Origin of the sequence: Janthinobacterium sp. 78 (assembly GCF_003096775.1) — a bacterium.
Taxonomy (GTDB): domain Bacteria; phylum Pseudomonadota; class Gammaproteobacteria; order Burkholderiales; family Burkholderiaceae_D; genus Janthinobacterium; species Janthinobacterium tructae.
This window is the reverse complement of sequence record NZ_QENT01000001.1, coordinates 4,509,282-4,535,728: the sequence shown is the minus strand read 5'-3', so window position 1 is coordinate 4,535,728 and position 26,447 is coordinate 4,509,282. Positions and strand designations below refer to the sequence as shown.

The window sequence follows — 26,447 nt, the reverse complement described above, 5'->3', positions numbered from 1 at the left end:
AAAAAGACGACCCGGAGGTCGTCTTTGTGTTGTGCGTTAGCCGAGTTTCTCTAACTGATCCTGCAAATCGAGCCATTCCGCTTCCAGCTGCGCCAGGTCCTTGGTGAAGAAGGTCTGGTCGGCCAGCAATTGCTTCAGCTTGGCCTTGTTGGCGGCGTCGTAGATGGTCGGCTCGCCCAGCTTGGCTTCCGTTTCCGCCTTTTGCGCGTTGCGCTTGGCAATTTGCTCTTCCTGGCGCTTGATCTTGTTTTCGATCGGCTTGCGCAGGGCGGCAGCCTTCTGGCGGTCTTCCGCTTCCTGGCGCTTGTCGCGCACGGGCGCGGCAGGGGCGGCGGCCGCTACCGCTACTGGTGAGACGACAGGGAAGTCCGTCTTGTTGGCCTTGCCGGCGGCCGGCAGCACGTCCGTGCCCTTGCCCAGCTTGGTCTTGAACAGCCAATCCTTGTAATCGTCCAGGTCGCCGTCGAACGGTTGCAGCTTGCCGTCGGCCACGATGATGAATTCGTCGGTGGTGGCGCGCAGCAAATGGCGATCATGGGAAACGACGACCAGGGTGCCTTCGAACTGCGCCAGCGCTTCCGTCAGCGCTTCGCGCGTTTCCAGATCCAAGTGGTTGGTCGGTTCATCGAGCAACAGCAGGTTCGGACGCTGCCAGACGATCAGGGCCAGCGCCAAACGGGCTTTTTCGCCGCCCGAGAATGGGGCGATCGAGGCGGTGACCATGTTGCCGGGGAAGTTGAAGCCGCCCAGGAAGTTGCGCAGTTCCTGCTCGCGCACGGTCGGGGCGATCTTCGACAGATGCCACAGCGGCGATTCGTCGTGGCGCAGCATTTCCACCTGGTGCTGGGCGAAGTAGCCGATGTTGAGGCCCTTGCCCATGGTGGCGTCGCCCGTCAGCGGCATCAGTTCGCCGGCGATGGTCTTGATCAGCGTCGACTTGCCGGCGCCGTTCTGGCCCAGCAAGCCGATACGCTGGCCGATCTGCAGCGAAAACTTGATGCCGTTGACGATGGTTTTATGCGTGATTTCGCCCGTCGCTTCGTTTTCGATCTTGTAGCCCGCGTCGACGTCTTCCATCACCATCAGCGGGTTCGGCGCGGAGAGTGGCTCGCGGAATTCGAACGAGAATTCGGCGGCGGCGCGCAATGGCGCCAGCTCTTCCATCTTCGCCAGCGCCTTCATGCGGCTTTGCGCCTGGCGCGCCTTCGAGGCTTGCGCCTTGAAGCGGTTCACGAACGATTCCAGATGGGCACGCTTGCGCTGCTGCTTTTCCAGCGCGCCGGCGGCCAGGATCATCTGCGCCGCACGCTGGCGCTCGAAGCTCGAATAGTTGCCCGAGTAGCGTTTCAGCTTGCGTTCGTCGATATGCACGACGACGTTGACCACTTCATCGAGGAAGTCGCGGTCATGTGAAATGATCAATAAGGTGCCGGCATAGCGCTTGAGCCAGTCTTCCAGCCAGATGATGGCGTCCAGATCCAGGTGATTGGTCGGTTCATCGAGCAGCAGCAGGTCGGACGGGCACATCAGCGCTTGCGCCAGGTTCAAGCGCATGCGCCAGCCGCCGGAGAAACTTGCCACCGGTTGCTGCATCTGGTCCAGCGTGAAGCCCAGGCCCAGCAGCAATTGTTCGCCGCGCGACTGCACCGTGTAGGCGTCGGCATCGGCCAGCGCGCTGTACATGTTGCCGATGGCGATGCCGTTTTCCGTACTTTCCGGTTGCGACTCGAGATGCGCCAGTTCCGCTTCCAGTTTGCGCAGGGTGATGTCGCCATCGATCGCATAGTCGAGCGCGGCACGGTCCAGCGGCGGCGTTTCCTGCGCCACGTAAGCCACGCGCCATTTGGCCGGGAAATCGATCTCGCCCTGGTCAGGGTGCAATTCGCCACGCATCATGGCGAACAGGCTCGATTTGCCTGCGCCATTGGCGCCGATCAGGCCGATCTTGTCGCCCGGATTGAGGGTAACATCGACTTGTTCGAGCAACGGTTTGATGCCGCGCATCAGGCTTACTTGTAGGAAACGTATCATTTTTTTCTTTGCGTTTTAACCCAAAGGCGCAAACCTGGGGTCGGACCCTGAGGGTCCGACCCCGGCATTTGCAGTTGGGTTGAGTGAGGTAGTGCGTTTGTCAATTAACCTAGCTTGAGCTGCTCGGCCGTCAGCAGGAATACCATGTCGTCGCCAGCGCTCGTCGTCAGCCAGGTCAGGCCCAGCTCGCCGAAGGCCGCTTCCGCGTAGGCGCGTTCGTTGCCGATTTCAATCATCAGGATGCCATCGTCCGTCAGGCGCTCGGCCGCGCCGGCGATGATCTTGCGCACCAGGTCCATGCCGTCGCTGCCGCCGTCGAGGGCGATTTGCGGTTCGGCCAGGTATTCCTGGGGCAGCGTGCCCATCGACGCGGAATTCACGTACGGCGGGTTGCTGATGATCAAATCATATTTCTTGGCCGGCACGTTGGTGTACAGGTCCGATTCGATCAGCTTGACGCGATCCTGCAATTTGTACGTGTCGACGTTGCGCTTGGCCACGGCCAGCGCGTCGGCGGAAATGTCCACCGCGTCCACTGCGGCGTTGGGGAAGGCGTCGGCCATCATGATCGACAGGCAACCCGAGCCGGTGCACAGTTCCAGGATGTTTTCCACCGCTTCCGGTTCCGCCACCCATGGCGAAAAGTATTCAGGGATCAGTTCGGCGATGAAGGAACGGGGCACGATCACGCGTTCGTCGACATAGAAATTGTAGGTGCCCAGCCAGCCTTCCTTGGTGATGTAGGCGGCCGGCACGCGGTCGATGCTGCGGCGGTCGATGACCGTCATGACGCTGGCGATTTCCGACGGCAGCAGCTTGGCGTCGAGAAACGGTTCGAGCTTGTCGAGCGGCAACTTCAACGTGTGCAGGATCAGATAGGCCGCTTCGTCGAACGCTTCGGCGCTGCCGTGGCCGAAAAACAGCTTGGCGGTATTAAAACGGGTAACGGCGTAGCGCAGCAGGTCGCGTGGCGTGGAAAACGGGTTCGGGGTCATGGCATTCTCGAAAAGACGGTGTTCTGGCCCGCCGTGACGGGCCTCGGTATTCTGGTTCAGACGGGCAGCAAATGCTCCAGCGTGCGCCGGTAAATATTCTTCAGGGGATCGATGTGGCGCAGTTCGATGTGCTCGTCGATCTTGTGAATACTGGCATTGGGCGGCCCGAATTCTATCACTTGGGGGCAGATTTGCGCGATAAACCGGCCATCCGAGGTGCCGCCCGTGGTCGACAGCTGCGTCAGAATGCCCGTTTCCGCGTGAATCGCGGACGACAGCGCATCGGACAGGGTGCCGCGCGGCGTGAGGAAGGGCAGGCCGCTCAGGGTCCAGTGCATATCGTATTGCAAGTCATGCCTGTCGAGGATGGCGTGCACGCGCGCTTGCAAGCTTTCCGCCGTGCTGGCCGTGGAAAAGCGGAAATTGAAATCGATCACCATGTCGCCGGGAATCACGTTGTTGGCGCCAGTGCCCGCGTTGATGTTGGACATTTGCCACGAGGTCGGCAGGTAGTACTCGTTGCCCGCGTCCCATTTTTCCTCGACCAGATCGGCCAGCGCCTGCGCCGCCTCATGGATCGGGTTTTTCGCCAGGTGCGGGTAGGCGATATGGCCTTGCACGCCCTTGATCGTCAAGCGCCCCGACAGCGAACCGCGGCGCCCGTTCTTGATCATGTCGCCCAGTTGCGCGCTCGACGTTGGCTCGCCCACCAGGCAATAGTCGATCTGCTCGCCGCGCTCTTTCAACTTGTCGCAGACGATGACGGTGCCGTCCGTGGCCGGGCCTTCCTCGTCGCTGGTGATCAAAAAGGCGATCGAACCCGTATGGTCTGGCGTGGCGGCGATGAATTCCTCGCAGGCCACCACCATGGCGGCGATCGAGGTCTTCATGTCGGCCGCGCCACGGCCGTACAGCTTGCCGTCGCGCTGCGTGGGGATGAACGGCAGCGAGCGCCATTGTTCGACGGGGCCGGTCGGCACCACGTCCGTATGGCCGGCAAAGACGAACACGGGGGAACTCAATCCACGCCGCGCCCACAGATTGGTGACGTCGTTCGACTGGATCGTCTCGCAGACAAAGCCCAGCGGCGTGAGGATGTCGATCAGGTGCTGCTGGCAGCCCTTGTCATCGGGCGTGACCGAAGACAGGGCGATCAGTTTTTCGGTCAGGGCGAGGGTTTTGGAGGTGGTCATGGTGTAGAGCGGGGTGCTTCTGTCTAAGTAAAAATTACAGCCCGAAAATGGCTGCGTACTGTGCATCTGAAAACGCCACGCTGAACTTGCCATCCTTGTCCAGCACGGGGCGCTTGATGATGGACGGGTTTTCCAGCATCAGTTCCACGGCGCTGGCTGCATCGGTGATCGAAGCTTTGCGCTCGTCGGACAGGGCGCGCCAGGTCGTGCCTTTCCTGTTGACCAGCACATCCCACGGCAATTGTTGCAGCCATGCCTCGACGGTGGCGCGTTCCAGGCCCTGCTTCTTGAAGTCGTGGAAGGTGAAATCGAATTGCTGCGCAGCCAGCCAGGTGCGGGCCTTTTTGACGGTATCGCAATTGGGGATACCGTAGAGTGTAATGGTCGTCATGGGTAGGGCCAAGGGGAATGAATGCGGTTCGCTTGATCGCGGCGCTTGCGCCAGGACGAAATGCGATGGTAGCCGCCATTATACAGTCGATGCGCAGTCGATGCGGCAGTGCAACACGGCCCAGTGATTTCCCCTACACAGGCCGTGGCGCCGTCTTGCCTGTCTCCGCCGGACCGAAATGCAGGCCCAGTCGCAAGGCCAGGGCGCGCAGGGCGCCGCTTTCCTGCAGGTGCAGGGCCAGCGCGATGTGGCCGTCGGGGCGCACCAGGTAGGCTGCGTCGCGCCCAAGGCCGGCCAGCTTGGCGGCCACATTATAGGTGTAGCAATGCACGGGCAGTTTCAGCACGCGCGCCTCGTTCAACAGTTCGGGCGCCGGCTCGCCATAGATGTGCAATTGCCACTCCATGCTGCGCAGGGCCGTGAAATTGTCTTGCGTGCCATCGGAGAACCACGGCAGGCGGTCGCCGCCGCGCAGGTACTGCGCATGGCCTGCGGACAGGGCGCTGTCTTCATAGCTGATCTCGATTTGCGACACCGTCTTGAAGAGCAAACGGCGCGCCCGTTCGAAGCCCGAGAGGAAGGGCAGCGCGTGCGGCACCAGCCAGCGCCGCAGGAATTGCCCGGCCATGCCTTGCGCGACGATGGCCTGGAAGGCGCGGTCGGTGGTGGCGACGAGCTTGCGGGCAAACACGATGCGCTCGCTTTCATAGGTGTCGAGCAGGGCGTCGTTGCACTGGCCGTGCAGTTTTTGCGCCAGTTTCCAGGCCAGGTTGACGGCGTCGCCCAGGCCCGTGTTCATGCCCTGGCCGCCCACGGGGCTGTGCAAATGGGCCGCGTCGCCGAGGATGAAGCAGCGCCGCGCGCGAAACTGGCCCGCCACGCGGTGGTGGACTTTATACGTGGAAAACCAGTTCACGTGCTCGACCTGGATGCCGAGCAGGGTTTCCACGTCGCCGCGCACATCGTCAAACACGGGCGCGGGCGCGCCATCGGGACGGTCGGGCAGGATGCCGATCAGGCGCTGCATGCCGCTGGTGCGCACGGGCAGCATCAGTGCAAATGCGTTCGCGCCCAGGTGGGCGTGCAAATCCGTATTGCTGCCGGCCACTTGCGCATCGGCCACGTAATACAGGTGGTCGTAGGTGCCGCCGGAAAAGTCGACACCGGCGATCTCGCGCACCTTGCTGCGGGCGCCGTCACAGCCGCAGATATAGTCAAACGTGCAATATTGTCGCTCGTCATCCTTGAGCAGGATGGCTTGCACTTCGCTATCGTCCTGCTTCCACAGGTCCAGCGCGACATTCCATTCCACGTGCACGCCGGCCGCCGCCAGCTTGCTGATGAGAAAGCGTTCATGCTCGTCTTGCGGCAGGCTCAGCACGAAAGGATAGGGGCTCAGGCCTTCGCCGATCTCGCCCAGCGCCAGTTTCACCAGCTCCGCGCCGCCTTCGTGGATGTGCATGGCATTGATCTTGATGCCCAGGCTGACCAGCTCGTCGGCAAAGCCCAGCTGCTGGTAAAACTCCAGGGTGCGCGCATGCACGGCCATGGCCCGCGACGCCTGGCCCGGACCGCTGTTTTTATCGATGATGCGGCAATCGACGCCATGGCGCGCCAGGCGCAAGGCAAGCATGAGGCCAGTAGGACCGGCGCCGACGATCAATACGGGAGGAGTATTCATGCCATCCAGTATAGGACAGGATGAGAAGCGGGGGCGGGACGATTGAAGTTGCTCGCCAGAAATGAAAATGTCCCGCCGAAGCGGGACATTCAGGGAGCTGCGTGCGCCTTGCTGCGCAGTAATTAGATGCCGCGCAGCAACTCGTTGATACCCGTTTTTGCGCGGGTTTTGGCATCCACGCGCTTGACGATCACGGCGCAGTACAGCGAGTACTTGCCGTCTTCCGAAGGCAGGTTGCCCGAGACCACGACGGAGCCGGCAGGCACGCGGCCGTAAGTCACTTCGCCCGTGGCGCGGTCGTAGATCTTGGTCGACTGGCCGATGTAGACGCCCATCGAGATGACCGAGTTTTCTTCGACGATCACACCTTCGACGATTTCCGAGCGGGCACCGATGAAGCAGTTGTCTTCGATGATGGTCGGGTTCGCTTGCATCGGTTCCAGCACGCCGCCGATGCCGACGCCGCCGGACAGGTGGACGTTCTTGCCGATCTGGGCGCAGGAGCCGACGGTGGCCCAGGTGTCGACCATGGCGCCTTCATCGACGTAGGCGCCGATGTTGACGTAGGACGGCATCAGCACGACGTTCTTGGCGATGAAGCTGCCGCGGCGGGCAACGGCTGGTGGCACCACGCGGAAACCGCCCTTGGCGAAGTCTTCGGCCGTGTAGTTGGCGAACTTGGTCGGCACCTTGTCGTAGAACTGCATCGTGCCATCGGATGGCAGGACGACGTTGTCTTCCAGGCGGAACGACAGCAGCACGGCTTTCTTGACCCACTGGTTGACAACCCAGTCGCCCGAGGTTTTTTCCGCCACGCGGATGCTGCCGTTGTCCAGGCCATTGATGACGTGGGAGACGGCATCGCGCAGTTCGGCCGTGCCGTTGCGCGGATTGATCTCGGCGCGGTTTTCCCAGGCCTGGTCGATGATGGTTTGCAGTTGTTGGCTCATGATGATGTCTTGTTTATTTAGTTGGTTGATGCGGATGCGGAAAGCTGCTGGCAGAATTTTACTATGCGCAATGCGGCTTCCAGCCCTTCGGCCGTTTCGGCCACCAGGGCCATGCGGATGCGGTTGCGGCCCGGATTGATGCCGTGCGCGTCGCGCGCCAGGTAGCTGCCAGGCAATACCGTGACATTATATTCGGCGTACAGGCGCTGCGCGAATTCGGTGTCGGACAGTCCCGTGCGGCTGACGTCAGCCCACAGGTAGAAGCCGGCGTCCGGCAATTGCACGTCCATCACCGCTTGCAGCAGCGGCGTGATGGCGTCGAACTTGGCGCGGTACTTGGCGCGATTTTCCTCGACATGGGTTTCGTCGTTCCAGGCCGCGACGGAGGCCGCCTGCACGGCGGGGCTCATGGCGCCGCCGTGGTAGGTTCGGTAGAGCAGGAATTTTTTCAGCACTTCGGCGTCGCCGGCGACAAAGCCCGAGCGCATGCCCGGCACGTTCGAGCGCTTCGACAGGCTGGAAAACACCACCAGACGCGCATACGGACGCTCGATCGTGGACAGACCCAGCATGTGCGCCGCCTGCAGCGCGCCCAGCGGGGGCGTGTCGCCGTGGTAAATTTCGGAATAGCACTCATCGGCGGCGATGACGAAGTCGTAGCGCTCGGACAGGGCAAACAGGTGTTCCCAGTCCGTCAGGGTCAGCACGGCGCCCGTCGGGTTGCCGGGCGAGCACAGGAACAGCAGCTTGACCTTTTCCCACACGGCAGCCGGCACCGCGTCGTAGTCGCAGCCGAAATTGCGCGCCGGATCGGAATTGACGAAATACGGTTCGGCGCCGGCCAGGTAGGCCGCGCCTTCATAGATCTGGTAAAACGGATTCGGACTGATCACGAGCGAACCGGCCGACGGATCGATCACCGTTTGCGCCAGCGCAAACAGCGCTTCGCGCGAACCGTTCACGGGCAGGATTTGCGTGGCAGGATTGAGCTTGGGGATGCCATAGCGGCGTTCCAGCCAGCCGGCGATGGCGGTACGCAAGGCTTCCGAACCGATGGTGGTCGGATAGCTGGCCAGGCCGTGGATATTGTCGACCAAGGCCTGCTCGATGAAGGCTGGCGTCGGGTGCTTGGGTTCGCCCATGCCCAGGCTGATGGGCGCATACTCGGGGTTGACCGTCACGCCGGCAAACAGCTGGCGCAGCTTTTCGAATGGATATGGTTGCAGTTTGGCAAGAAGTGGATTCACGGAGCGGACCAGGGCAAGAGTGGGGTGATAGTGTCGCGTATGGATTGCCAGGCATGGCGCAATGACGCCAGTCAAGCAATCAGCTTAGCCTTTTATTATAGCCGTCCTCACGCACGGGTTGTGCAAGTGGGCGGTTGTTGGCCGGCACGGCGTGCCGCTCCCGGGCCTGGCAAGGTAAAATACGCCATGCCTATCTTACTTCCCACCCTGCTTGCCATTGAAACTTCGTCCGAACTCGCTTCCTGCGCCTTGCTGCGCGGCGATGTCATCCTGTCCCGTGCCTCGTCAGGCGTGCGCACCCATTCCCAGTCGATCTTGCCGATGGTGCAGGAATTGCTGGCCGAAGCGGGCGTGACCCTGGCCGACGTCGACGCCATCGCCTACGGTTCCGGTCCCGGCTCGTTTACGGGCGTGCGCACGGCCTGCGGCATTGCGCAAGGCCTGGCCTACGGCGCCAAGCTGCCTGTCGTGCCCGTCGTGACACTCGACGCCATGGCGCTCGCGTGCCACCAGCAGCATGGCGCGCAGCACATCGTGACCGTGCTCGACGCCCGCATGGGCGAAGTGTACTGGGCGCAATATGACTATCAAAATGGCTTGCAAGCCGTGTCGCCACCGGCCCTGAGCTCGCCGGCCGGCGTGGCGCCGCAAGGCGACGTCGTCGTCGGCTGCGGCAACGGCTTTGCGGCCTACGCCGAAGCGCTGGCCGCGTTGCCGTGCGCCGCCACGGCCGACGCGGCCATCATGCCGCACGCCGTGCAAGTGGCGCAGTTGGCGCGCATCGCCTTTGCGGCTGGTCAGTTCGTGACGGCGGCCGAGGCGCAGCCTTTGTATTTGCGCAACAAGATCGCCTATACGAGCGCGGAACGGCAGGAGATGCAACTGGCCAAGGCCGCTGCGGAGTCGGCACAATGATGGAGGAGGGCAAGGACGCAGTGACGCAGGACGACAGCGCGGCAGGCTGGGACTTGCTGCGTCTCGACTATCAGCCGATGCTCGAAGCGGACCTGCTGGAGGTGCTGGCGCTGGAACAGCGCGTGTATCCGCATCCCTGGACGCACGGTAACTTCGTCGATTCGCTCAAGAGCGGCTACCCGGCCTGGGTGCTGCGCGACGTGGACGGCACCCTGCTTGGCTATTTTCTGCTGATGCTGGTCGTCGACGAGGCGCACTTGCTGAATGTGGCCGTCGAGGGCGCCATCCAGGGCCAGGGGCTGGGCCGCTTCCTGCTGAACCAGTCCTGCGCCTGCGCGCGCCAGTTGGGCATGGAATCGATGCTGCTGGAAGTGCGCCCGTCGAACGCGCGCGCGCTCGATATTTATCAGCGTTATGGATTTGAACAGATCGGCCGGCGCAAGGGGTACTATCCGGCGGCCAATTCGCAACGTGAGGACGCCATCGTGATGCGTTATACCTTATGAGCCGCAGCGCCGTTTTCCTCGATGAAATGGGCGTCGGCCCCCTGTGGCGCTTGCGTCAGGGCGCCGCACCCGAGGCGGTTGACGCCGTTGAGATCGTCGCCGTGGCTGCCGTGGAGATGGAAGTGGCCGTGGCCGAGGTTGCTGCGCCTGGGCCTGCTGCCGTGGTCGAAGTGCTTGCCGAGGTGGAAGTCGAGGCAGTTGTCGCTGTTGCCGCGACGGCAGTCCCTGACGACACGGCCTGGTTCGACGATGCGCCCGCGCCGCCACCGGCCAGGCAGCTGAGCGACGCCGATATCGCTACCCTCGACTGGGATGGCTTGACGGCCGCCGTCGCCAAATGCGCGCGCTGCGACTTGTGCAAGACGCGCAAGGGCGTCGTCATGGGCCGTGGCGACCGCCAGGGCGCCTGGCTGATGCTGGCCAGCAGCCCCTCGCGCGCGGAAGAACGGGAAGGGCGCGCCTTGCCGGGCGAGCAGGGCAAATTGCTCGACAATATGCTCAAAGCCATCGACCTCGAAGCGGGCCGCGATGTCTATATTACGCACTTGCTGAAATGCCGTCCGCTCGACGAGGCGGGCCAGGAACGCTTGCCCACCGAATCCGAGTCGGCCGCTTGCCGCCCGTATTTCGAGCGCGAACTGGCCCTGCTGCAACCGCGCACCATCGTCACCCTCGGTTCGATGGCCGCTGCCGGCATCAATCCCGGTGAAAAACCCGTACGCGGCAAGGTGCGCCAGCTGGGCAATGCCTCGCTTGTCGCCACCTTCCATCCGGAAATGTTGCTGCAGGATGAGACGGGCAAGGCCAAGGCGCGTGCCTGGGCCGACCTGTGCCTGGCGAAAAGCACGCACGGTGGTTGACACATTTCAGGTCCGCTTCGAGCGCCGCTGGGGCCATCTGACGCACCCCCGCGTGCGTGCGCTGGCCTGGCTGCTCGACTCGCCCGACTTGCTGGACCCCTCCAGCGCCCACTGGGGCGGGCGCATCGCCAGCTTGCCTCCCGTCACGCCTGCCGTGGCGGCATGGCTGGGGGCGCTGCAAGAGGATCCGTCGCCGCTCGATGCGGCGCTGGGGCCGAAATTCTATTCCCGCCTGGGCCTGTACGCTGAAAAGCTGCTGGCCTTTTATTTTGAGCAGCACGGCGTGCTCGCTGCGCATGGCTTGCAAGTGCAGGTGAACCGCAACGATACGGTGGGCGAGTTCGATTTCCTGCTGCGTGACGGGAGCGATCTGTTGCACTGGGAATTTGCCACCAAGTTCTACCTGCTGGAAGGCGCGCCGGATCCCGGTGTCTTCAACCACTTGATCGGCCCGAACCTGGCCGACACCTTGGGCTTGAAGATGCGCAAAATTCTCGACAAGCAACTCGCCTTGTCTCGCCACCCGGCTGCGCAAAGCTTGCTGGCGCACCCCGTGCGCGCGGCGCAGGCGCTGGTCAAGGGCTGGCTGTTTTATGCGGCAGGCGCCACGCCCGCCGTGGACGGTATTTCCCAGGAACATGGACACGGCTTCTGGTGCACGCCAACACAATTGCCGGCGCAGCGCTATGTCGTGCTGCCGCGTTTGCAATGGCTGGCGCCGTTCAAGGGGCGCGAGGTGGCAGTGCTGGAGGTAGAGGCCTTGCGCGCGCAGTTGTCTGATCTGGCGCAACCGGTGATGGTGGCCACGGTGGACCATGTCGAAGGCTGGGAAGTGGAGCGCACGCGCGGTTTTGTCGTGCCCCATGACTGGACGGAGCAGGCCGCCGCACGGCGGCTGGCAGGCACGCTACCTGCGTAGGTCGGATTAGCGCGTAGCGCGTAATCCGACACCACCGTTAATGCTTATGCTCGCCGATCAAGGACAGACTGTCGTGTTCCAGCTGGTTCAGCTTGTGCCGGCGCATGATCATGTACATGGTGCCGGCGACGAACAGGCCGAACAGGGTGATGATGATATTGAGCGGCAGGTGCAGGCGGATCATGATCGAATACACGGCCAGCATGGTGAGAATCGACAGGTTTTCATTGAAGTTCTGCACGGCGATGGAATGGCCCGCACTCATCAGGACGTGGCCGCGGTGTTGCAGCAGGGCATTCATGGGCACGACGAAGAAGCCGGACAGGGCGCCGATCAATATCAGCAGCGGGTAGGCGATCCACACGGAGTGCACTTGCGTCATCATCATGACGATCACGCCCATGGCGATGCCCAGCGGAATGACGGTCAGCGATTTGCGCAGCGGAATGAAACGTGCCGACAGCACGGCGCCGGCGGCCACGCCGATGGCGACCACGCCCACCAGGCTGGTGGCCTTGTCGAACGGCATGTTCAGCGACTGCTTGGCCCATTCCAGCACGATCAGTTGCAAGGTGGCGCCAGCGCCCCAGAACAGGGTCGTCACGGCCAGGGTGATCTGGCCCAGCTTGTCTTTCCACAGGATGGAATAGCAATTGGCAAAATCGGTGATCAGTTTGATAGGATTACGTTCCTGATGCGCATACACGCAGCCCGTGTCGGGAATCTTCAGGTTGGCCAGGGTTGCCAGCACATAAATGCCTACCACCACGCACAGGGCCGCTTCCGTCTTGTTGGCGATGCCCGTGTCGATCAGGGGGATGTCGATCGACAGCAGCATGTCGGACACGTGGCCGCTGACCAGCGCGCCGCCCATGACGGTGCCGAGGATGATGGAGGTGACGGTCAAGCCTTCGATCCAGCCATTCGCCGCGACGAGCTTTTCCGGCGGCAGCAGTTCCGTCAGGATGCCGTACTTGGCGGGCGAATACACGGCCGCGCCGAAGCCGACGACGGCGTAGGCCAGCAAGGGGTGCACGTGGAAGAAGACGAGGGCACAGCCGAAGATCTTGACCATGTTGGCGATGAACATGACCTTGCCTTTCGGCAATGCATCTGCGAAGGCGCCGACAAAAGCGGCCAACAGCACGTAAAACAGCACGAACGACAATTTGAGCAGCGGCGTGATCCACGCTGGGGATTTCATGGACACCAATAAATCGACGGCGACAAAAAAGAGGGCGTTATCTGCCAGCGAGGAAAAGAACTGCGCCGCCATGATGGTATAAAAACCACGATTCATTCTGGATTGCCTGAAATCATATCTGGCTTGCTTTATACCACGAAAAAACGGCAAACCCCAAGTTTGGGCGGGGTCGCTTTGCATAGTCTTGCCTAAGCGAAGCTTAATTTTTCTGCCGTAGAAAAATACACATAGATGTGAGCATTTTATAAATGATGTCCTCTGCACATGATCGTGGGCGCCTGCAGTGTCCGCTTACTGTGCATCCGGTAAAATACGGCTTTCCCACCCGCCGTGAACGACGCATATGCCCAGGCCCCTCATCGCCACCATCCATCTGGATGCCATGCAACAGAATCTGGCGCGCGCGCGCGCCTGCGCCCGCGGCGCCAAGGTGTGGGCTGTCGTCAAGGCGAATGCCTATGGCCACGGCCTGGAACGGGCCATGCGGGGCTTTGCCGACGCCGATGGCCTGGCGCTGGTCGAGGTCGACTACGCCGTGCGCTTGCGCGAACTGGGCTGGAGCAAGCCCATCTTGCTGCTGGAAGGCTTTTTCGACGCCAGCGATCTGCCGGTCATGGCGCAATACGGCTTGAATGGCAGCGTGCATTGCGAAGAACAGATCGCCATGCTGGCAGCGGCGCGCTTGCCGCACGCCATCGATGTGCATCTGAAGATGAACACGGGCATGAACCGCCTGGGCTTTACGCCGCAAGCCATCGCCGCTGCGTATGCGCGCCTGCGCGCCATGCCGCATATCGGCACGATCACCCTGATGACGCATTTCGCCAATGCGGACGAGGCGGCGCCCACGCGCTTGCCACTGTCCCAGCAGATGCTGCGTTTTGAAGCGGGCGCGGCCAGTATAGATGCGGCCTTGCCGCGCAGCCTGTGCAATTCGGCCGGCTTGCTGCTGCACCATCTGGACAGCGACTGGGTGCGCCCCGGCATCATGCTGTATGGCGGCACGCCCAGCGGCACGTCGGCGCAGGCGTTCGGCTTGCTGCCCACCATGACCTTACGCAGCAGCATCATCGGCATCCAGGATATCGCCGCTGGCGAAGTGGTGGGCTATGGCAGCCGCTACGAAGCGGCCGGCAATATCCAGGTGGGCGTGGTGGCTTGCGGCTATGCGGATGGCTATCCGCGCCATGCGCCCGAAGGCACGCCCGTGCTGGTCGACGGCGTGCGCACGGGGCTCATCGGCCGGGTCTCGATGGACATGCTGATGGTCGACCTGACGCACGTGCCCGGTGCGCGGGTCGGCAGCAATGTAACCTTGTGGGGGCAGGGCCTGCCGATCGACGAGGTGGCGCTGGCCGCCGGCACCATCGGCTACGAGCTGATGTGCGCGCTGGCGCCGCGCGTACCGGTGAACGAAGCGTAGGGTGACGCGGCAGCGCGGTTTGTATATACTGTATATATAACCAGCTGTTTCATTTTACCTGAGCAAAGTACACCATGGCAAAAGTCAAGACCATCTATACCTGCAGCGATTGCGGCGCCATCAGTAATAAATGGATGGGGCAATGCACCTCGTGCAACCAGTGGAACACCATGGTGGAAACCCTGCCCGAGACGGGCGGCAACAACCGCTATTCGAACCCGCAGCACATGTCGCTGGCGCAGACGGCGCCCGTGCTGTCGCTCGACGATATCGATGCCATCGACGTGCCCCGCTTCGGCACGGGCATCGAAGAATTCGACCGCGTGCTGGGCGGCGGCATGGTAGCGGGCGGCGTGGTGCTGATCGGCGGCGATCCCGGCATCGGCAAGTCGACCCTGCTGCTGCAGGCGCTGGCCAACATGTCGCACCACAAGCGCGTGCTGTATGTCAGTGGCGAGGAATCCGGCGCGCAGATCGCCCTGCGCGCCAAGCGTCTCGTCATCGATGCCAAGGAACTCAAATTGCAGGCCGAGATCCAGCTGGAAAAAATTCTCGGCACCCTGGCCGACCTGAAGCCGGAAGTGGTGGTGATCGATTCGATCCAGACCGTGTATTCGGACGCCCTCAGCTCGGCGCCCGGTTCCGTGGCGCAAGTACGCGAATGCGCGGCGCAGCTGACGCGTGCGGCCAAGCAGACGGGCGTGACCATCATCCTGGTGGGGCACGTGACGAAAGAGGGCGCGCTGGCCGGTCCCCGCGTGCTCGAACACATCGTCGACACGGTGCTGTATTTCGAGGGCGACGCCCATTCCAGCTTCCGCCTGGTGCGCGCCATCAAGAACCGTTTCGGCGCCGTCAACGAGCTGGGCGTGTTCGCCATGACGGAAAAGGGACTGAAGGGCGTGTCGAACCCGTCCGCGCTGTTCCTGTCGCAGCACGACAACCAGGTGCCCGGTTCCTGCGTGATGGTGACGCAGGAAGGCACGCGTCCGCTGCTGGTGGAAATCCAGGCCCTGGTCGATACCAGCCACTTGCCGAATGCGCGCCGCCTGTCTGTCGGCCTGGAGCAGAACCGCCTGGCCATGCTGCTGGCCGTGGCGCACCGCCACGCGGGCATCGCCGCGTTTGACCAGGATGTGTTCATCAATGCCGTCGGCGGCGTCAAGATTACGGAACCGGCGGCCGACCTGGCCGTGTTGTTGGCGATTAACTCGTCGATGCGCAATAAACCCTTGCCGCGAGGACTCGTGGTGTTTGGCGAAGTGGGCCTGGCCGGCGAAATCCGCCCTGCGCCACGCGGCCAGGAACGCTTGCGCGAAGCGGCCAAGCTGGGCTTTACCCTGGCCGTGGTGCCCAAGTCCAATTTGCCGAAACAGGTTATCGAGGGCCTCAAGGTTATCGGCGTCGAACGTATCGACGAGGCGTTTAACAAACTGCGCGACCTGGAGTAAGAACACCGAACCAAACCTGCTGCGCGTCGCGCTTTGCGGCCGGCGATGCTCACCGCCTCGGCGGCCCCGTACAAAGTACGGTTGCGCTTCTCGGCCACAAATCACTGCCGCTCGCTACGGTTTTGTTCGGTGTTCCAGGGCTCAACTTGGTATGGTGTAAATGCCAAGCTTGAGACAAGTCAAACGGAATTTCCGTTTAGAACTATAATATTCGTCCGATGGATTCGCGCAGCGAGTTCGCATCGACAATGCATAGTTAGAGAAGCGGAATACAGTGTCAGTTGAGCAAAGGCAGGGCGCACGCAAGATATTGCGTGCCAAGGCAATGTTGGTAATGGATGGCGCGGGCCCGGTGGCGGCGCGCACCCTCGATGTGGGGCCGGGCGGCATGGCGGCCGTCATCGCGGAACCGGTGCCGACAGGCAAGCAGGGCAAGGTGCTGTTCGAGTTGTTTTACGATGGCTCGGCGCACATTATCGAGGCGCGCGCGTCTGTCTCGCACTGCATTTTCAGCAGTGCAGGTTTCAAGGTGGGACTCACTTTCCTGCAACTGGACATGGCTGTCAGCAGCGCCATTTCGAAATTCATGCGCTGAGGCATGCCCGCAGAGGGGTGGCACATGAAATGCGCTATCATGGTGCATATGGGTTTGCAGTCAGGAAAAACTTGTTCTGTTCGCTGTTTTGATATTCCGGTAATACTGCATAATTATCAACCAGAAGAGGGACCTTGCCGCGCCACGCGCGCTTGCTGTCCGTTTCCAGCGCAGCGCGCGGTCATGACCTGAACCGTGTGCCATGACCTTACACCCGACGGGAATGCCCACCATGTTTAATTCGACCATCAACAGCAAGGCTTACACCAACAGTACGCAACAGACGACGCAGGGCAATATCTCGGCCGATGTGTATGCGAAGGTGGAGCGCCAGATGCAGTCGCAGAACACGGGCGTCGTCAAGCTCAATGCCAGCCTGGCGCGCGACCAGGCCAAGTTCTCGGGCCTGGGCCAGTTGCAATCGGCGCTGGCGAAATTCCAGACTGTGGCCAAGAACATGGCCGGCAGCGGCCTGGCCACTTCGGCCACCTCCAGCAGCAAGGATGTGCTGAGCGCCACCACCACCGACAAGGCTGTCAGCGGCAGCTATGCATTGAACGTCAAGCAGCTGGCACAGGGACAGACACTGGTCAGCGGCGCGCAGAAAACCTCGAGCGCGGCGATCGGCACGGGGGCGCCCGCGCTGGTCAAGATCGAAGTGGGCGCGACCGACGGCAAGCAATTTACCCCCGGCAGCGGCAAGGTCATTTCGCTGACGATTGACAGCAGCAACAATAGCCTCGACGGCATCGCCGCCGCGCTCAAGCAGCAGGGCATCGACGCCAGCGTGGTGAAGGGTCCGGATGGCTATGCGCTGGCCCTGAACGGCAAGAGCGGCGCCGACAGCAGCATGCGCATCAGCGTGTCCGGCGACGCGGCCGTCAGCAACCTGCTCAGCTATGCGCCCGGTGCCGGCAAGGGCTTGCAGCAGACGGCCGCCGCGCAGGACGCGCTGCTCACCGTCGACGGCAAGGACATCAAGAGCGCCACGAATACCCTGACGACTGCCGTCGAGGGCACCACCATCGAATTGAAGAAAACAGGCACGACGGACCTGGTCATCGCCAAGGACAGCAGCCAGATCGCCAGCAACGTGGCCAGCTTCGTCACGGCCTACAATGAGCTCAACAGCAAGCTGCAGAGCCTGCAGCAGGGCGATTTGAAATCCGATACGGCCCTGGGCCAGGTGCGTTCGCAGATGGAGCAAGTGCTGCGCACGGCCAGCACGGGCGTGCCCGCTTCCATCCTGAGCAGCGCTGGCGTGACCCTCGGCAAGGGCGGCGAGCTGGTACTCGACGATAAAAAACTCAAGGCCGCCATCGCCGCCGATCCGGACGCCGTCAGCAAGCTGTTTACGAATAACGGCAAGGGCGTGGCGGATCAGTTTTCCAGCAAGATCGGTGAACTGACGGGCGAAACGAGCATCATCCGCAAGGAAGTGCAATCGGTGGGCAAGGACATCACCACGCTGAACAACAAGAAAGCCGTGCTGGCCAAGGCGCTGACGGCGCAGGCGCAGGCGCTGGTGAAGGCGTATTCGGCCCAGGAGCAGATGGGCACGAACTCGGCCTTGCCGGGTTATACGGGCAAAAATTCGCTCTTCGACTTCATGGCTTAAGGGCGCACCGCTAAAGCGCCCATGGCGGCGTTGCACCGCCTTGCCGTACTAGCGTACTGCCTGCGGCGCTGCGCCTTGCCCTGAGCGCTGTATCGGCGCGCTTTCCAGTTGGCTAGATTCTGTCGCCCTGCGCAAAGAAGGCCGATGGCGAACTGCCGAAAGTCTTCTTGAACATGGCGGAAAAGGCCGACTGGCTGGCGTAGCCCAGTTCTTCGGCCACCTGCGACAGCGGCACGCCGCGCGCGATCAGGGGCGCCGCGTGCGCCAGGCGCACCTGCTGGCGCCACTGGCCAAAACTCATGCCCAATTCCCGTTCGAACAGCCGCGCCAGGGTACGCTCCGAGGCGCCGACCTGCTGCGCCCAGTGTTCCAGCGTCTGGTTCAAGCCGGGCTTGTCGATCAGGCTGTCGCACAGGGTCTTCAGGCGCTTGTCGCTGGGCAAGGGGACACGGATGGGACGCGTGTCCGAGCGTTTCAGTTCGTCGAGGATCAGTTCGGCCAGCAGCGCCTCGCGCGCCGGCTCCTGGCCCGGGTCCAGCTGTTCCAGCGCCATGATCAGCTGGCGCAGCAGGTTCGACACTTCCAGCACCTTGCAGTCGCTGCCCGCGAACGGCGCGCGCGCGGCATGGATGCACAGGGGGCGCAAGCGGGTTTTTTCCAGTATCGTGACGGCATGCTCCACGTTCGGCGCGATCCAGATGGCGCGCATGGGCGGCAGCACCCAGCTGCTGTTGTTGGCGGTAATGCGCAGCACGCCTTCGAGCGCCATCGTCACCTGGCCCCAGGGGTGGCTGTGCGGTAATAAAAATTCATCGGGTTGCAGGTCGCGCGCGACCATGGTCACGGGGATGGTCGCACTGGGCGCCTCCCTTGGCGGACACATGCGGGTATGGTGGAGGATAGGTACACCCATCAGCTTGGCCTTAATTCGATAAATTATGTCGTTCTGTCGGAAAACAGACGATGGTATTTTGCATACACTTGAGCTTCACCAGTATAAGACAGGGTATGACATGATAACAACTAACTCGGCAAGGCAGTTGCCACCGCAGTCACCGCCAACCTTGCGCAGCGACGCGCGCGTCATCGCCCTGGTGGGGCTGGCGCATGGCATTTCGCACTTCTACCACCTGATCCTCGCGGCCCTGTTCGTCTGGCTGAAACCGGCCTTTGGCCTGTCGTATGCGGAACTGGGCCTGCTGATGACGGTGTTTTTCATCATCTCAGGCGTGGGGCAGGCGCTGGCCGGCTTTGTCGTCGACCGCTTCGGTGCCCGTGCCGTGCTGTTTTCCGGCATATTCTTGCTGGGCGTGTCGGCGCTGGCCCTGTCCACCGCGCACAGCTATGCGGCGCTGATGCTGGGCGCCATGCTGGCCGGCATGGGTAACAGCGTGTTCCATCCGGCCGACTATACGATCCTCAACCAGCGCGTCTCGGCGGCCCGCGTGGCTTACGGTTTTTCCGTGCATGGCATCAGCGGCAACATCGGCTGGGCCCTGGCGCCTTTGTTCATGACGTACGTTGCCACCCAGTATGACTGGAGAATCGCGCTGCAATGCGCGGCCGTGCTGCCGTTTGGCGTGCTGCTGATCCTGTTTTTGAACCGCCACGCCATCCGTCCCGAGCCGTTGAAAAAGGCCGTGCCGGGCCAGGCGGGCGGCGGCGAAGGCACGCTGGACTTTTTGCGTTTGCCGGCCGTGTGGATGTGTTTTGCCTTCTTCTTCATTACCGCCATCGCCTTGGGCGGCATCCAGAGCTTTGCCAGTGTGGCTCTGGTCAAGCTGTACGGCATGAGCCTGGCGCTGGCCACCAGCGCCTACACGGCCTACATGCTGGCCTCGGCCGTGGGCATGCTGGCCGGCGGCGTGGTGGGCGCGCGCAGCAAGCAGCCGGACCGCAACGTGGCGATCGCCTTTTCCGCCGCCGCGCTGCTGGCCGTGCTGCTGGCCATGGCCGTCGTGCCGGCCTGGGGCGCGGTGGTGCTGATGGGCGCCATCGGCCTGACGTCGGGCGTGGCGGGACCGTCGCGCGACCTGATGATACGCGCGGCGGCGCCGAAGAATGCCACCGGGCGCGTGTATGGCGTCGTGTATTCGGGCCTCGACAGCGGTCTGGCCGTGGGGCCCCTGTTCTTTGGCGCGCTGATGGATGGCGACCATCCGGCCTTGCTGTTCGTCTTCATCGGTGTATTCCAGGCGCTGGCGATTGCCACGGCCGTGGGCGTGGGCGGTAAAACACGCGCGGCGGCGCTGCAAAAGGCATAGAATCGTTGCCATCTGCCACTCAAGGAGTTCCCATGACCTTTGCCACCACCGATCTGTGCGACGACCATGCAGCCATGCTGGACGATGGCACCCTGGCCGTGCTGCCGCCCGTGTACCGCGCTTTCGGCCAGCGCGTGCGCTTCAGCGGCCCGGCCACCACCTTGCAAGTGTTCGAAGACAATGCCCTCGTGCGCAGCACCCTGGAAACGCCGGGCCAGGGCCATGTGCTGGTGATCGATGGCGGCGGCAGCCTGCGCCGCGCGCTGGTGGGCGGCCAGCTGGGTGTGCTGGCGGAGAGCAACGGCTGGGCCGGCATCGTCGTCGATGGCTGCATCCGCGACAGCGAAGAAATCAATGTCTGCCAGATCGGCGTGCGCGCGCTGGCCACGCATCCGCGCAAGAGCAACAAGACGGGCGCCGGCCAGCGCGACGTGCGCGTGCAGCTCAGCGGCGTGGCCGTGCATCCGGGCGACTGGATCTACGCCGATGCGGATGGCATCCTGGTGGCGCGCCAGGAACTCGATTGAACTGTTCTCTTCCGGGAGGGGGCGTATGCCGAAAGGCGTTGCATATTGTCCACGTTAAATATATTTTTGCAAATTTCTTTGCTTTTCATCATGGCTGAGATATGATTTCACTTAAGGTAACTTTAATATCAACAGAGCAAGGAAATCAGACCATGAAAATCGCCACCATCGCAGCAGTTGTCGCTCTGTTTGCAGCCGGCACCGCCAGCGCCAGCCCCGTCAACCTGATCACGAATGGCAATTTTGAAACGGTCGCTACCGGCTATACCTTCAACAGCGGTTTTAAAGTCATCAACAGCGGTTCGTCGGCCCTTACGGGCTGGACCGTGGGCGCCAGTTCCGTCGACCTGATCCGCAATGCCTACAATGCCATCGATGGCTACAGCGTCGATATGCTGGGCACACCTGGTCCGGGTTTCCTCTCGCAAAGTTTCAGTGTCATTGCCGGCCAGACGTATAACCTGAGCTTTGACATGGCGCGCAATTCCGGCGGCCCCGCAGGCCAGGGCGTGGCCGTCAGCTTCGGTGGCGTGGCAGGCAATTTCTACTCGACGGCTGCCGCCTCGAACACCTTGTCCAGCAATACCCTGAGCTTCACGGCTGCCACCACCGGCCTGGCGACCCTGTCGTTTGCCAGCGCCGCCAAGGCCGGCACGCCGCTCGACAAATTCTCGGGCGCCGTGATCGACAACGTGTCCGTGATGACCGCCGTGCCGGAACCGGAAACCTACGCCATGCTGCTCGCTGGCCTGGGCCTGATGGGTTTCCTGCGCCGCCGCAAGGCCGCCAAGTAAGCCTGGTTTTGTCCGAGATCAAACCGCCTGCTGCCATGCACAGGCGGTTTTTTTACGCCAGGTTTGGTTGAGTTGCATCGGCCTCTCCCCGTAACGGACACGCCGCCGCGTGCGGCTCCAGCCGCCGCGCCAACTCTGCGCGCAACTGTGTCAATCCCGCGATGCGCGCATCGATGTCAAGCAGCTTGCGCGCCAGAGCCGCGCGCAGCAGTTCGGCCGTGGCGGGATCGCCGGCGCCGGCCAGCAGCGGCATGTCGGCCTCGATTTCGGCCAGGGTAAAGCCCAGCTGCTGCGCCGTGCGCAGGTAGCGCAGCCAGTCGGTCGCCTCGGGCGGGTAGTCGCGGTAGCCATTTGCGCCGCGCCGCGCGCGCAGCAAGCCCCGTTTTTCATAGAAGCGCAGGGTATCGCGGCTCAAGCCCGTCGCCTGTGCCATCTCGCCGATCTGCATGGGTTTTCTTTCATAAAATGCTTGACCATGGAGTGTACTCCAGCCTTGATCATGGACACTTTCCAATGACAGGAGTTGCCATGTTGTCCGTTTCCGCTTTCCGCCGCCTGGTGCGCGCCAGCGCCATTTATGATGTGCTCATGACGGCCGCGTTCGCCACGCCGTGGACATTTTTGCTGTTGCGCGAGCAACTGAGTTCCCTCAACGTCTCCCTGGGCGGCGCGCCGCTGCCCCTTTTCGTGCCGTTTCATCTGCTCATCAGCAGCTTGCTGGGCAGCGTGGTGATGGTCTGGTCGGTGCTGCGCATCGTCGACCCGCAGCCGCGCTTCGGCCGCTATGACGCGGCGGCGCGCTACCTGTTTTCCACCTGGATGGCGTGGGCGTTGCTGGTCACGGGCCAGCCCGTGCTGTGGCTGTTCATCGTGCCGGAACTGGCCTGGGGCCTGGCGCAAAGCCTGTCATTGCACCCCGGCGTAGGCGCGCGGGGAGGGCAGGCGCACGAATCGCTGTTGAGATGACGATAACGAAATGCAATAATGGCCGTGCTCGCAGTACAGCAATGACTGCAATGAACGACTATTAAGAGGATGACTATGCAGCAGGATGCCGCAGGAAAAAACATGGCGTTGCTCGATCCGGTGGTGGCGCCGCGCATCGCGGTGACGCGCCTGGTGACGGGCCTGCTGCAAGGCTTGCTGCTGTACTGGCTGTACAGCACGGCGCAAGACAAGGTGTGGCCCGCCACGGAAGCCTACTTGCTGGGCCCGTTGATGCTGATCAGCCTGCTGTTGCCCATCCTGCTGGTGTCCAGCCTGGGCCACATGTCGGCAAAGCGCATCGGCCTGTGGATGGCCGGCGCGGCCGTCGTGCTGGCCGTGCTGGCCTGGCATGACGTGGCGCGCGGCGCGGAACACGTGATCTGGGGCAATTACAAGCCGGGTGCGCCGCTGCGCGTCATTTCCGCCCAGCTGTTCGGTTTTTGCGTGGTCGGTTTCTATATCGCCCACGCGCTGGTGCTGGCCGGCACCCAGGATGGCCAGCGCATCGCCCGCTATCCCACGTATTTTGAAATCGCCTGGAAGCTCGGCATCCAGCTGCTGTTTTCCCTGCTGTTCGTGCTGGGCCTGTGGCTGGTGCTGTGGCTGGGCGGACAATTGTTCCTGCTGATCAAGCTCAGTTTCCTGAAAAAATTGCTGGGCCAGGCGTGGTTCGTGATTCCCGTCATCTGCTTCGCGTTCTCGTTCGCCATCCACATCACCGACGTGCGCCCGTCCATCGTGCGCGGCATCCGCACCCTGTTGCTGGTGCTGCTGTCGTGGCTGATGCCGATTGCCGCCGTGCTCGTCTCCGGTTTCCTGCTGACCCTGCCCTTCATCGGCTTCGAGCGCCTGTGGGCCACGCGCCATGCAGCGTCCGTGCTGCTGGGCATGGCCGGCGTGCTGGTGGTGCTGATCAATGCCGCCTTCCAGAATGGCGAAGTGGGCCATGGCGTGGCGCGCGGCATCCGCCTGGGCACGCGCCTGGCCTGTCTGCTGCTGCCGTGGGTGGTGGGCATCGCCATCTATGCACTGACCTTGCGCGTGATGTCGCATGGCTGGACGGCCGACCGCCTGATCGCCGCCGCCTGCCTGCTGGTCGCCACCTGCTACGCCGCCGGCTATGCCTGGGCGGCCAGCAAGTATGGCGACTGGCTGCACCTGATCGCCAACGTCAACGTGGCCACCGCCTTTGTCACCCTGCTGGTGCTGTTCGCCCTGTTCTCGCCGCTGGCGGACCCGGCGCGCATTTCCGTGGCCAGCCAGATGGCGCGCCTGGACAGCGGTAAAGTGAGCGTGGACAAGTTCGATTTTGAATACCTGCGCTTCCAGGGCGCCCGCTATGGCCAGGCGGCCCTGCAGGAATTGACGAAACGCACGACGGGGCGGGATGCGGCCATCGTGCGGGCCCGCGCCGAGGCCATGCTCAAGCGCCAGAACCGCCTCGACGAGACGGGCGCGCTGAGCGACGTGTCGATCAACCTGACCCTGCGCCCGGCCACGGCGAAGTTGCCGGACAGTTTTCTGCGCCAGGACTGGACACAAGTGAGCCCGGCCTGGCGCCTGCCCGCCTGCTTGAAGCGGGCAGGGCCTCAGTGCGACGCGTACTTGCTCGATTTCGATGGCGATGGCAAAGAGGACGTGCTGCTGATCAGCAATGACCCGCGCGCTTCGTCGGTATTGCTGGCGGAAAAGGAAGACGGCAGCTGGACCGCGCGCGGGCAAATCCCTGTGGACGCCCTGCGCTGCAAGCCCCTGCGCGAGAAACTGCAGGCGGGCGAGTTCCAGTTGGTGCCACCAAAGGTGCGCGAGCTGGAAGTCGACGGCCAGCGCGTGCCGATGACTTTATATACGCCAGAGGACGAGGTCAGCTGCCCGGACGAGACGGCGCCGGCACCCTAAACGGCAGAGAGAAGACTTGGCGCGGCGAACATAACCTCTTGCTTGTCATGAAGGCAATAACTTCGTACACGGAGCCATTCTGACCGTCCACTATCGGCTGCTAGAAGCGGACATTCACGTTGGCGTGACGATGTGTGACTTTTCTGGCTTGGTAATTCGTTATGCTCACGGACCGCTGCCGGCCAGAAGCGGACGGACTACTGGACGTCGATATCATCTCAACTGTAGTGGAGGCGAGAATTCAAAGCTATCTATTCGCATCGTCAAACGAACCAAGTGCAACAGCGTCGTTGTCGATTGACGCCTTAGTGGCGGCGGCCTATGCCGAGCTTTTCTCGGTTACGCTCGCCAGTGACGACGAATTGGAGTTGCTGATGGGTTTGCTCGGCATTGAACCATTGCGCTCAATATCGTTGCGGTCTAACACTGAGTTCCTTGCGCTCTTCGATTATTCCGACAAGTTTTTACCTCAAATGACTCAGGAAGACTTTGACGTATTTTATGAGAAATGGCTACGCTTAACTCACCGAGATTCAAATATGGATGAGTATGGACAGCTGTTATTTCTTCAAGGGCGGGCTGCTAGCTGGAACCAGATGGCGAGCAGGTTCATACTCCGCGAAGCCCCAATGACATCAGCAGAGTGACTCCAACCGGCCAGAAGCGGACTGTCCCTTCATCAACCAAAACGATACGATGAACGTAAATTTGCTTGCCGACATGAATTGGGAATCGAAGCTCGACCATGCAATACGTGTTGTAGATTTCAACTCGCTAATCGATGCCGATTACGGCCCTGGCTTGTCCAAACTTACGCTTGCGGCCATTTGCCGCGACCCAGCCCTTGAATTCAAACAGCGCGTGAGACTTGTGACCGCGACAAGGACACTCTACATCGACGTGATGCTGGATCTCCCTTTTTTTGTGAAAGCGAAGCATCGTGAACGCCGCGCTACACTCTATGAACAACTTATGACTCAGGTTAGGAAAGTGCTGGAAAAGCGGCGGATCAAGGACTTTGACTCCAAGCGTTTCCTCCAAGACCTCGATGATCTTTTGATAGAGCAGCTTACTGGCGAAGGCTCCTCTCGATTCGATTCGCTTTGCCTGGAACGAGCCACTGGCTTTTAGGTGAGGTCGGCACAGAGGATTCGCATGTCGCACCGTTCTTGCCACCGACAAAGGGCACTTTTAGGGCGAATTCAGCCTGCCGATGCAGCCCCTAGATGTTCACCCTGGTAACCTGCTATCCTGGGCCGAAAGGCCGGGTTCGGCCAAAAGCAGCCCTTCGAACGGCCGAAAATTTCAGTGTGATGGGATTTGCGAGGTGATATGACCTATCAGTTGGTACTGCAAGTATGTGGCGACTCTCTAGTTGAGTTCGATGTAATGACGAATTTGGAAAAGGAACTTTCCATTGAGTTGAATGACATTGCTGAAGTCGACGGCCATGATATGGGCTGCGGGGAGATAAATATTTTTATCCTGGCCACAAATCCGACGGCAGTGTTTGAAGCGAGCAAACCCATCCTAGCTAGGTTCAAATTGCTACATGATGTAAAAGCTGGATACCGATTGCTTTCTGATGATATCTACACAACCATTTGGCCGGATGATTCAACGGATGATTTTTTGGTCGCGTAGTCGACAGCCCGGGAAATTTGGCGGCTGCAATCGGCCAGAAGCGGTCGGTGAGTCTACCCATGATAAATTGGAGGCACAATGTATATTCAAGAAGTCGAAATTTTTTCTGATGCATCGAACGCCGTTGTAATGCGCCATCCACAGCGTAATTTCCCCGGGTGCCTGATTCAAGGCGATACACTGAGTGTCTTGCTTCAGTCTCTTAAAGTAGTGCAGTCTGAAGCGGCGTGCCTAAGTGAAGAGGCTGCAGGAGAGCTCGCGGACACTGTTGAGCAGCTATCTGACCTGGTGTCTCACTACAAGGTCACGTTAATGAGCAACAATATTTCTCTTCCGTTTAGCGACTGAACATC

General features: G+C 61.8%; 27 protein-coding genes. 17 read left to right on the top strand and 10 right to left on the bottom strand.

All coding sequences use genetic code 11. The features are described 5' to 3' along the window. Positions 1-36: 36 nt before the first annotated feature. From C8C92_RS19960 to dapC, 7 genes are all read right to left on the bottom strand, one after another. A complete protein-coding gene (locus C8C92_RS19960; RefSeq protein ID WP_099763078.1) occupies positions 37-2,031 on the bottom strand; it encodes an ATP-binding cassette domain-containing protein in 1,995 nt (664 codons plus the stop codon). A gap of 104 nt (positions 2,032-2,135) precedes the next feature. After that, a complete protein-coding gene (gene prmB, locus C8C92_RS19955; RefSeq protein ID WP_099763079.1) occupies positions 2,136-3,026 on the bottom strand; it encodes a 50S ribosomal protein L3 N(5)-glutamine methyltransferase in 891 nt (296 codons plus the stop codon). Positions 3,027-3,082: 56 nt separating this feature from the next. Further along, the gene (dapE, locus tag C8C92_RS19950) at positions 3,083-4,219 is read right to left on the bottom strand and encodes a succinyl-diaminopimelate desuccinylase (RefSeq protein WP_116745047.1); all 1,137 of its coding nucleotides are present in this window, start codon (positions 4,217-4,219) and stop codon (positions 3,083-3,085) included. A 34-nt stretch (positions 4,220-4,253) separates the two neighbouring features. Continuing rightward, a complete protein-coding gene (locus C8C92_RS19945; RefSeq protein WP_099763081.1) occupies positions 4,254-4,610 on the bottom strand; it encodes an ArsC family reductase in 357 nt (118 codons plus the stop codon). 133 nt (positions 4,611-4,743) lie between these two features. Further along, positions 4,744-6,291: an FAD-dependent oxidoreductase gene (locus tag C8C92_RS19940; RefSeq protein ID WP_116745046.1), complete on the bottom strand. Its 1,548-nt coding sequence runs from the start codon at positions 6,289-6,291 to the stop codon at positions 4,744-4,746. Positions 6,292-6,413: 122 nt separating this feature from the next. Beyond that, complete coding sequence (dapD, locus tag C8C92_RS19935) at positions 6,414-7,241, bottom strand: 2,3,4,5-tetrahydropyridine-2,6-dicarboxylate N-succinyltransferase (protein WP_070223998.1); 828 nt, start codon at positions 7,239-7,241, stop codon at positions 6,414-6,416. 17 nt (positions 7,242-7,258) lie between these two features. Next, entirely contained in the window at positions 7,259-8,488 is a 1,230-nt protein-coding gene (dapC, locus tag C8C92_RS19930; RefSeq protein ID WP_116745045.1) for a succinyldiaminopimelate transaminase, read from the bottom strand. A gap of 186 nt (positions 8,489-8,674) precedes the next feature. Between dapC and tsaB the strand changes: the two genes are divergently transcribed. From tsaB to C8C92_RS19910, 4 genes are read left to right on the top strand one after another with little or no spacing between them, the layout of a single operon-like run. After that, positions 8,675-9,403, top strand: a complete 729-nt coding sequence (tsaB, locus tag C8C92_RS19925) for a tRNA (adenosine(37)-N6)-threonylcarbamoyltransferase complex dimerization subunit type 1 TsaB (protein ID WP_165829507.1) — start codon at positions 8,675-8,677, stop codon at positions 9,401-9,403. After that, positions 9,400-9,909, top strand: coding sequence for a ribosomal protein S18-alanine N-acetyltransferase (rimI, locus tag C8C92_RS19920; RefSeq protein ID WP_116745044.1), 510 nt, complete (start codon positions 9,400-9,402; stop codon positions 9,907-9,909). The genes tsaB and rimI overlap by 4 nt, the downstream gene beginning before the upstream one ends. Continuing rightward, positions 9,906-10,769: a uracil-DNA glycosylase gene (locus C8C92_RS19915; RefSeq protein ID WP_116745043.1), complete on the top strand. Its 864-nt coding sequence runs from the start codon at positions 9,906-9,908 to the stop codon at positions 10,767-10,769. Before rimI ends, C8C92_RS19915 begins: the two co-directional genes overlap by 4 nt. Next, positions 10,762-11,688, top strand: a complete 927-nt coding sequence (locus C8C92_RS19910) for a DUF1853 family protein (protein ID WP_243420295.1) — start codon at positions 10,762-10,764, stop codon at positions 11,686-11,688. Before C8C92_RS19915 ends, C8C92_RS19910 begins: the two co-directional genes overlap by 8 nt. 37 nt (positions 11,689-11,725) lie before the next feature. Here the strand turns inward: C8C92_RS19910 and lplT are convergent, their stop codons facing one another. Then, entirely contained in the window at positions 11,726-12,988 is a 1,263-nt protein-coding gene (gene lplT, locus C8C92_RS19905) for a lysophospholipid transporter LplT (protein ID WP_071076427.1), read from the bottom strand. Positions 12,989-13,235: 247 nt separating this feature from the next. Between lplT and alr the strand changes: the two genes are divergently transcribed. From alr to fliD, 4 genes are all read left to right on the top strand, one after another. Beyond that, positions 13,236-14,315 (top strand): alanine racemase, encoded by a 1,080-nt coding sequence (alr, locus tag C8C92_RS19900; RefSeq protein ID WP_116745041.1) that lies wholly within the window; start codon positions 13,236-13,238, stop codon positions 14,313-14,315. Between the two features lie 74 nt (positions 14,316-14,389). Beyond that, the gene (gene radA / locus C8C92_RS19895; protein ID WP_099763088.1) at positions 14,390-15,766 is read left to right on the top strand and encodes a DNA repair protein RadA; all 1,377 of its coding nucleotides are present in this window, start codon (positions 14,390-14,392) and stop codon (positions 15,764-15,766) included. Between the two features lie 274 nt (positions 15,767-16,040). Beyond that, positions 16,041-16,361 carry a PilZ domain-containing protein gene (locus C8C92_RS19890; protein WP_257225035.1) on the top strand — a complete coding sequence of 107 codons (321 nt, stop codon included), beginning with the start codon at positions 16,041-16,043 and terminating at the stop codon, positions 16,359-16,361. Positions 16,362-16,593: 232 nt separating this feature from the next. After that, entirely contained in the window at positions 16,594-17,979 is a 1,386-nt protein-coding gene (gene fliD / locus C8C92_RS19885; protein WP_116746048.1) for a flagellar filament capping protein FliD, read from the top strand. A 112-nt stretch (positions 17,980-18,091) separates the two neighbouring features. Here fliD and C8C92_RS19880 read toward each other — a convergent pair whose 3' ends face one another. Next, complete coding sequence (locus C8C92_RS19880) at positions 18,092-18,892, bottom strand: helix-turn-helix transcriptional regulator (protein WP_165829506.1); 801 nt, start codon at positions 18,890-18,892, stop codon at positions 18,092-18,094. 100 nt (positions 18,893-18,992) lie between these two features. Here C8C92_RS19880 and C8C92_RS19875 point away from each other — a divergent pair, with 100 nt between their 5' ends. The 3 genes from C8C92_RS19875 (at position 18,993) to C8C92_RS19865 (ending at position 21,564) form a co-directional block, all read left to right on the top strand. Then, complete coding sequence (locus C8C92_RS19875; protein WP_116745039.1) at positions 18,993-20,243, top strand: MFS transporter; 1,251 nt, start codon at positions 18,993-18,995, stop codon at positions 20,241-20,243. A 32-nt stretch (positions 20,244-20,275) separates the two neighbouring features. Beyond that, on the top strand, positions 20,276-20,770 hold the full coding sequence (gene rraA, locus C8C92_RS19870) for a ribonuclease E activity regulator RraA (RefSeq protein WP_116745038.1): 495 nt from the start codon (positions 20,276-20,278) through the stop codon (positions 20,768-20,770). A 152-nt stretch (positions 20,771-20,922) separates the two neighbouring features. Further along, positions 20,923-21,564, top strand: coding sequence for a choice-of-anchor C family protein (locus tag C8C92_RS19865; RefSeq protein ID WP_116745037.1), 642 nt, complete (start codon positions 20,923-20,925; stop codon positions 21,562-21,564). A 52-nt stretch (positions 21,565-21,616) separates the two neighbouring features. Here C8C92_RS19865 and C8C92_RS19860 read toward each other — a convergent pair whose 3' ends face one another. Further along, positions 21,617-22,012, bottom strand: coding sequence for a MerR family transcriptional regulator (locus C8C92_RS19860; protein ID WP_116745036.1), 396 nt, complete (start codon positions 22,010-22,012; stop codon positions 21,617-21,619). An 80-nt stretch (positions 22,013-22,092) separates the two neighbouring features. Between C8C92_RS19860 and C8C92_RS19855 the strand changes: the two genes are divergently transcribed. The 6 genes from C8C92_RS19855 to C8C92_RS19830 all read left to right on the top strand — a co-directional run bounded on the left by C8C92_RS19855 (position 22,093) and on the right by C8C92_RS19830 (position 26,442). Beyond that, a complete protein-coding gene (locus C8C92_RS19855; RefSeq protein WP_116745035.1) occupies positions 22,093-22,530 on the top strand; it encodes a hypothetical protein in 438 nt (145 codons plus the stop codon). 102 nt (positions 22,531-22,632) lie between these two features. Further along, complete coding sequence (locus C8C92_RS19850; protein ID WP_116745034.1) at positions 22,633-24,450, top strand: DUF4153 domain-containing protein; 1,818 nt, start codon at positions 22,633-22,635, stop codon at positions 24,448-24,450. Positions 24,451-24,611: 161 nt separating this feature from the next. Continuing rightward, positions 24,612-25,097, top strand: a complete 486-nt coding sequence (locus C8C92_RS19845) for a hypothetical protein (protein ID WP_116745033.1) — start codon at positions 24,612-24,614, stop codon at positions 25,095-25,097. 49 nt (positions 25,098-25,146) lie between these two features. Beyond that, on the top strand, positions 25,147-25,581 hold the full coding sequence (locus C8C92_RS19840) for a hypothetical protein (RefSeq protein ID WP_133250805.1): 435 nt from the start codon (positions 25,147-25,149) through the stop codon (positions 25,579-25,581). A gap of 201 nt (positions 25,582-25,782) precedes the next feature. Beyond that, a complete protein-coding gene (locus tag C8C92_RS19835; protein WP_116745031.1) occupies positions 25,783-26,094 on the top strand; it encodes a hypothetical protein in 312 nt (103 codons plus the stop codon). A gap of 78 nt (positions 26,095-26,172) precedes the next feature. Next, positions 26,173-26,442: a hypothetical protein gene (locus C8C92_RS19830; RefSeq protein WP_034754744.1), complete on the top strand. Its 270-nt coding sequence runs from the start codon at positions 26,173-26,175 to the stop codon at positions 26,440-26,442. Positions 26,443-26,447 lie beyond the last annotated feature (5 nt).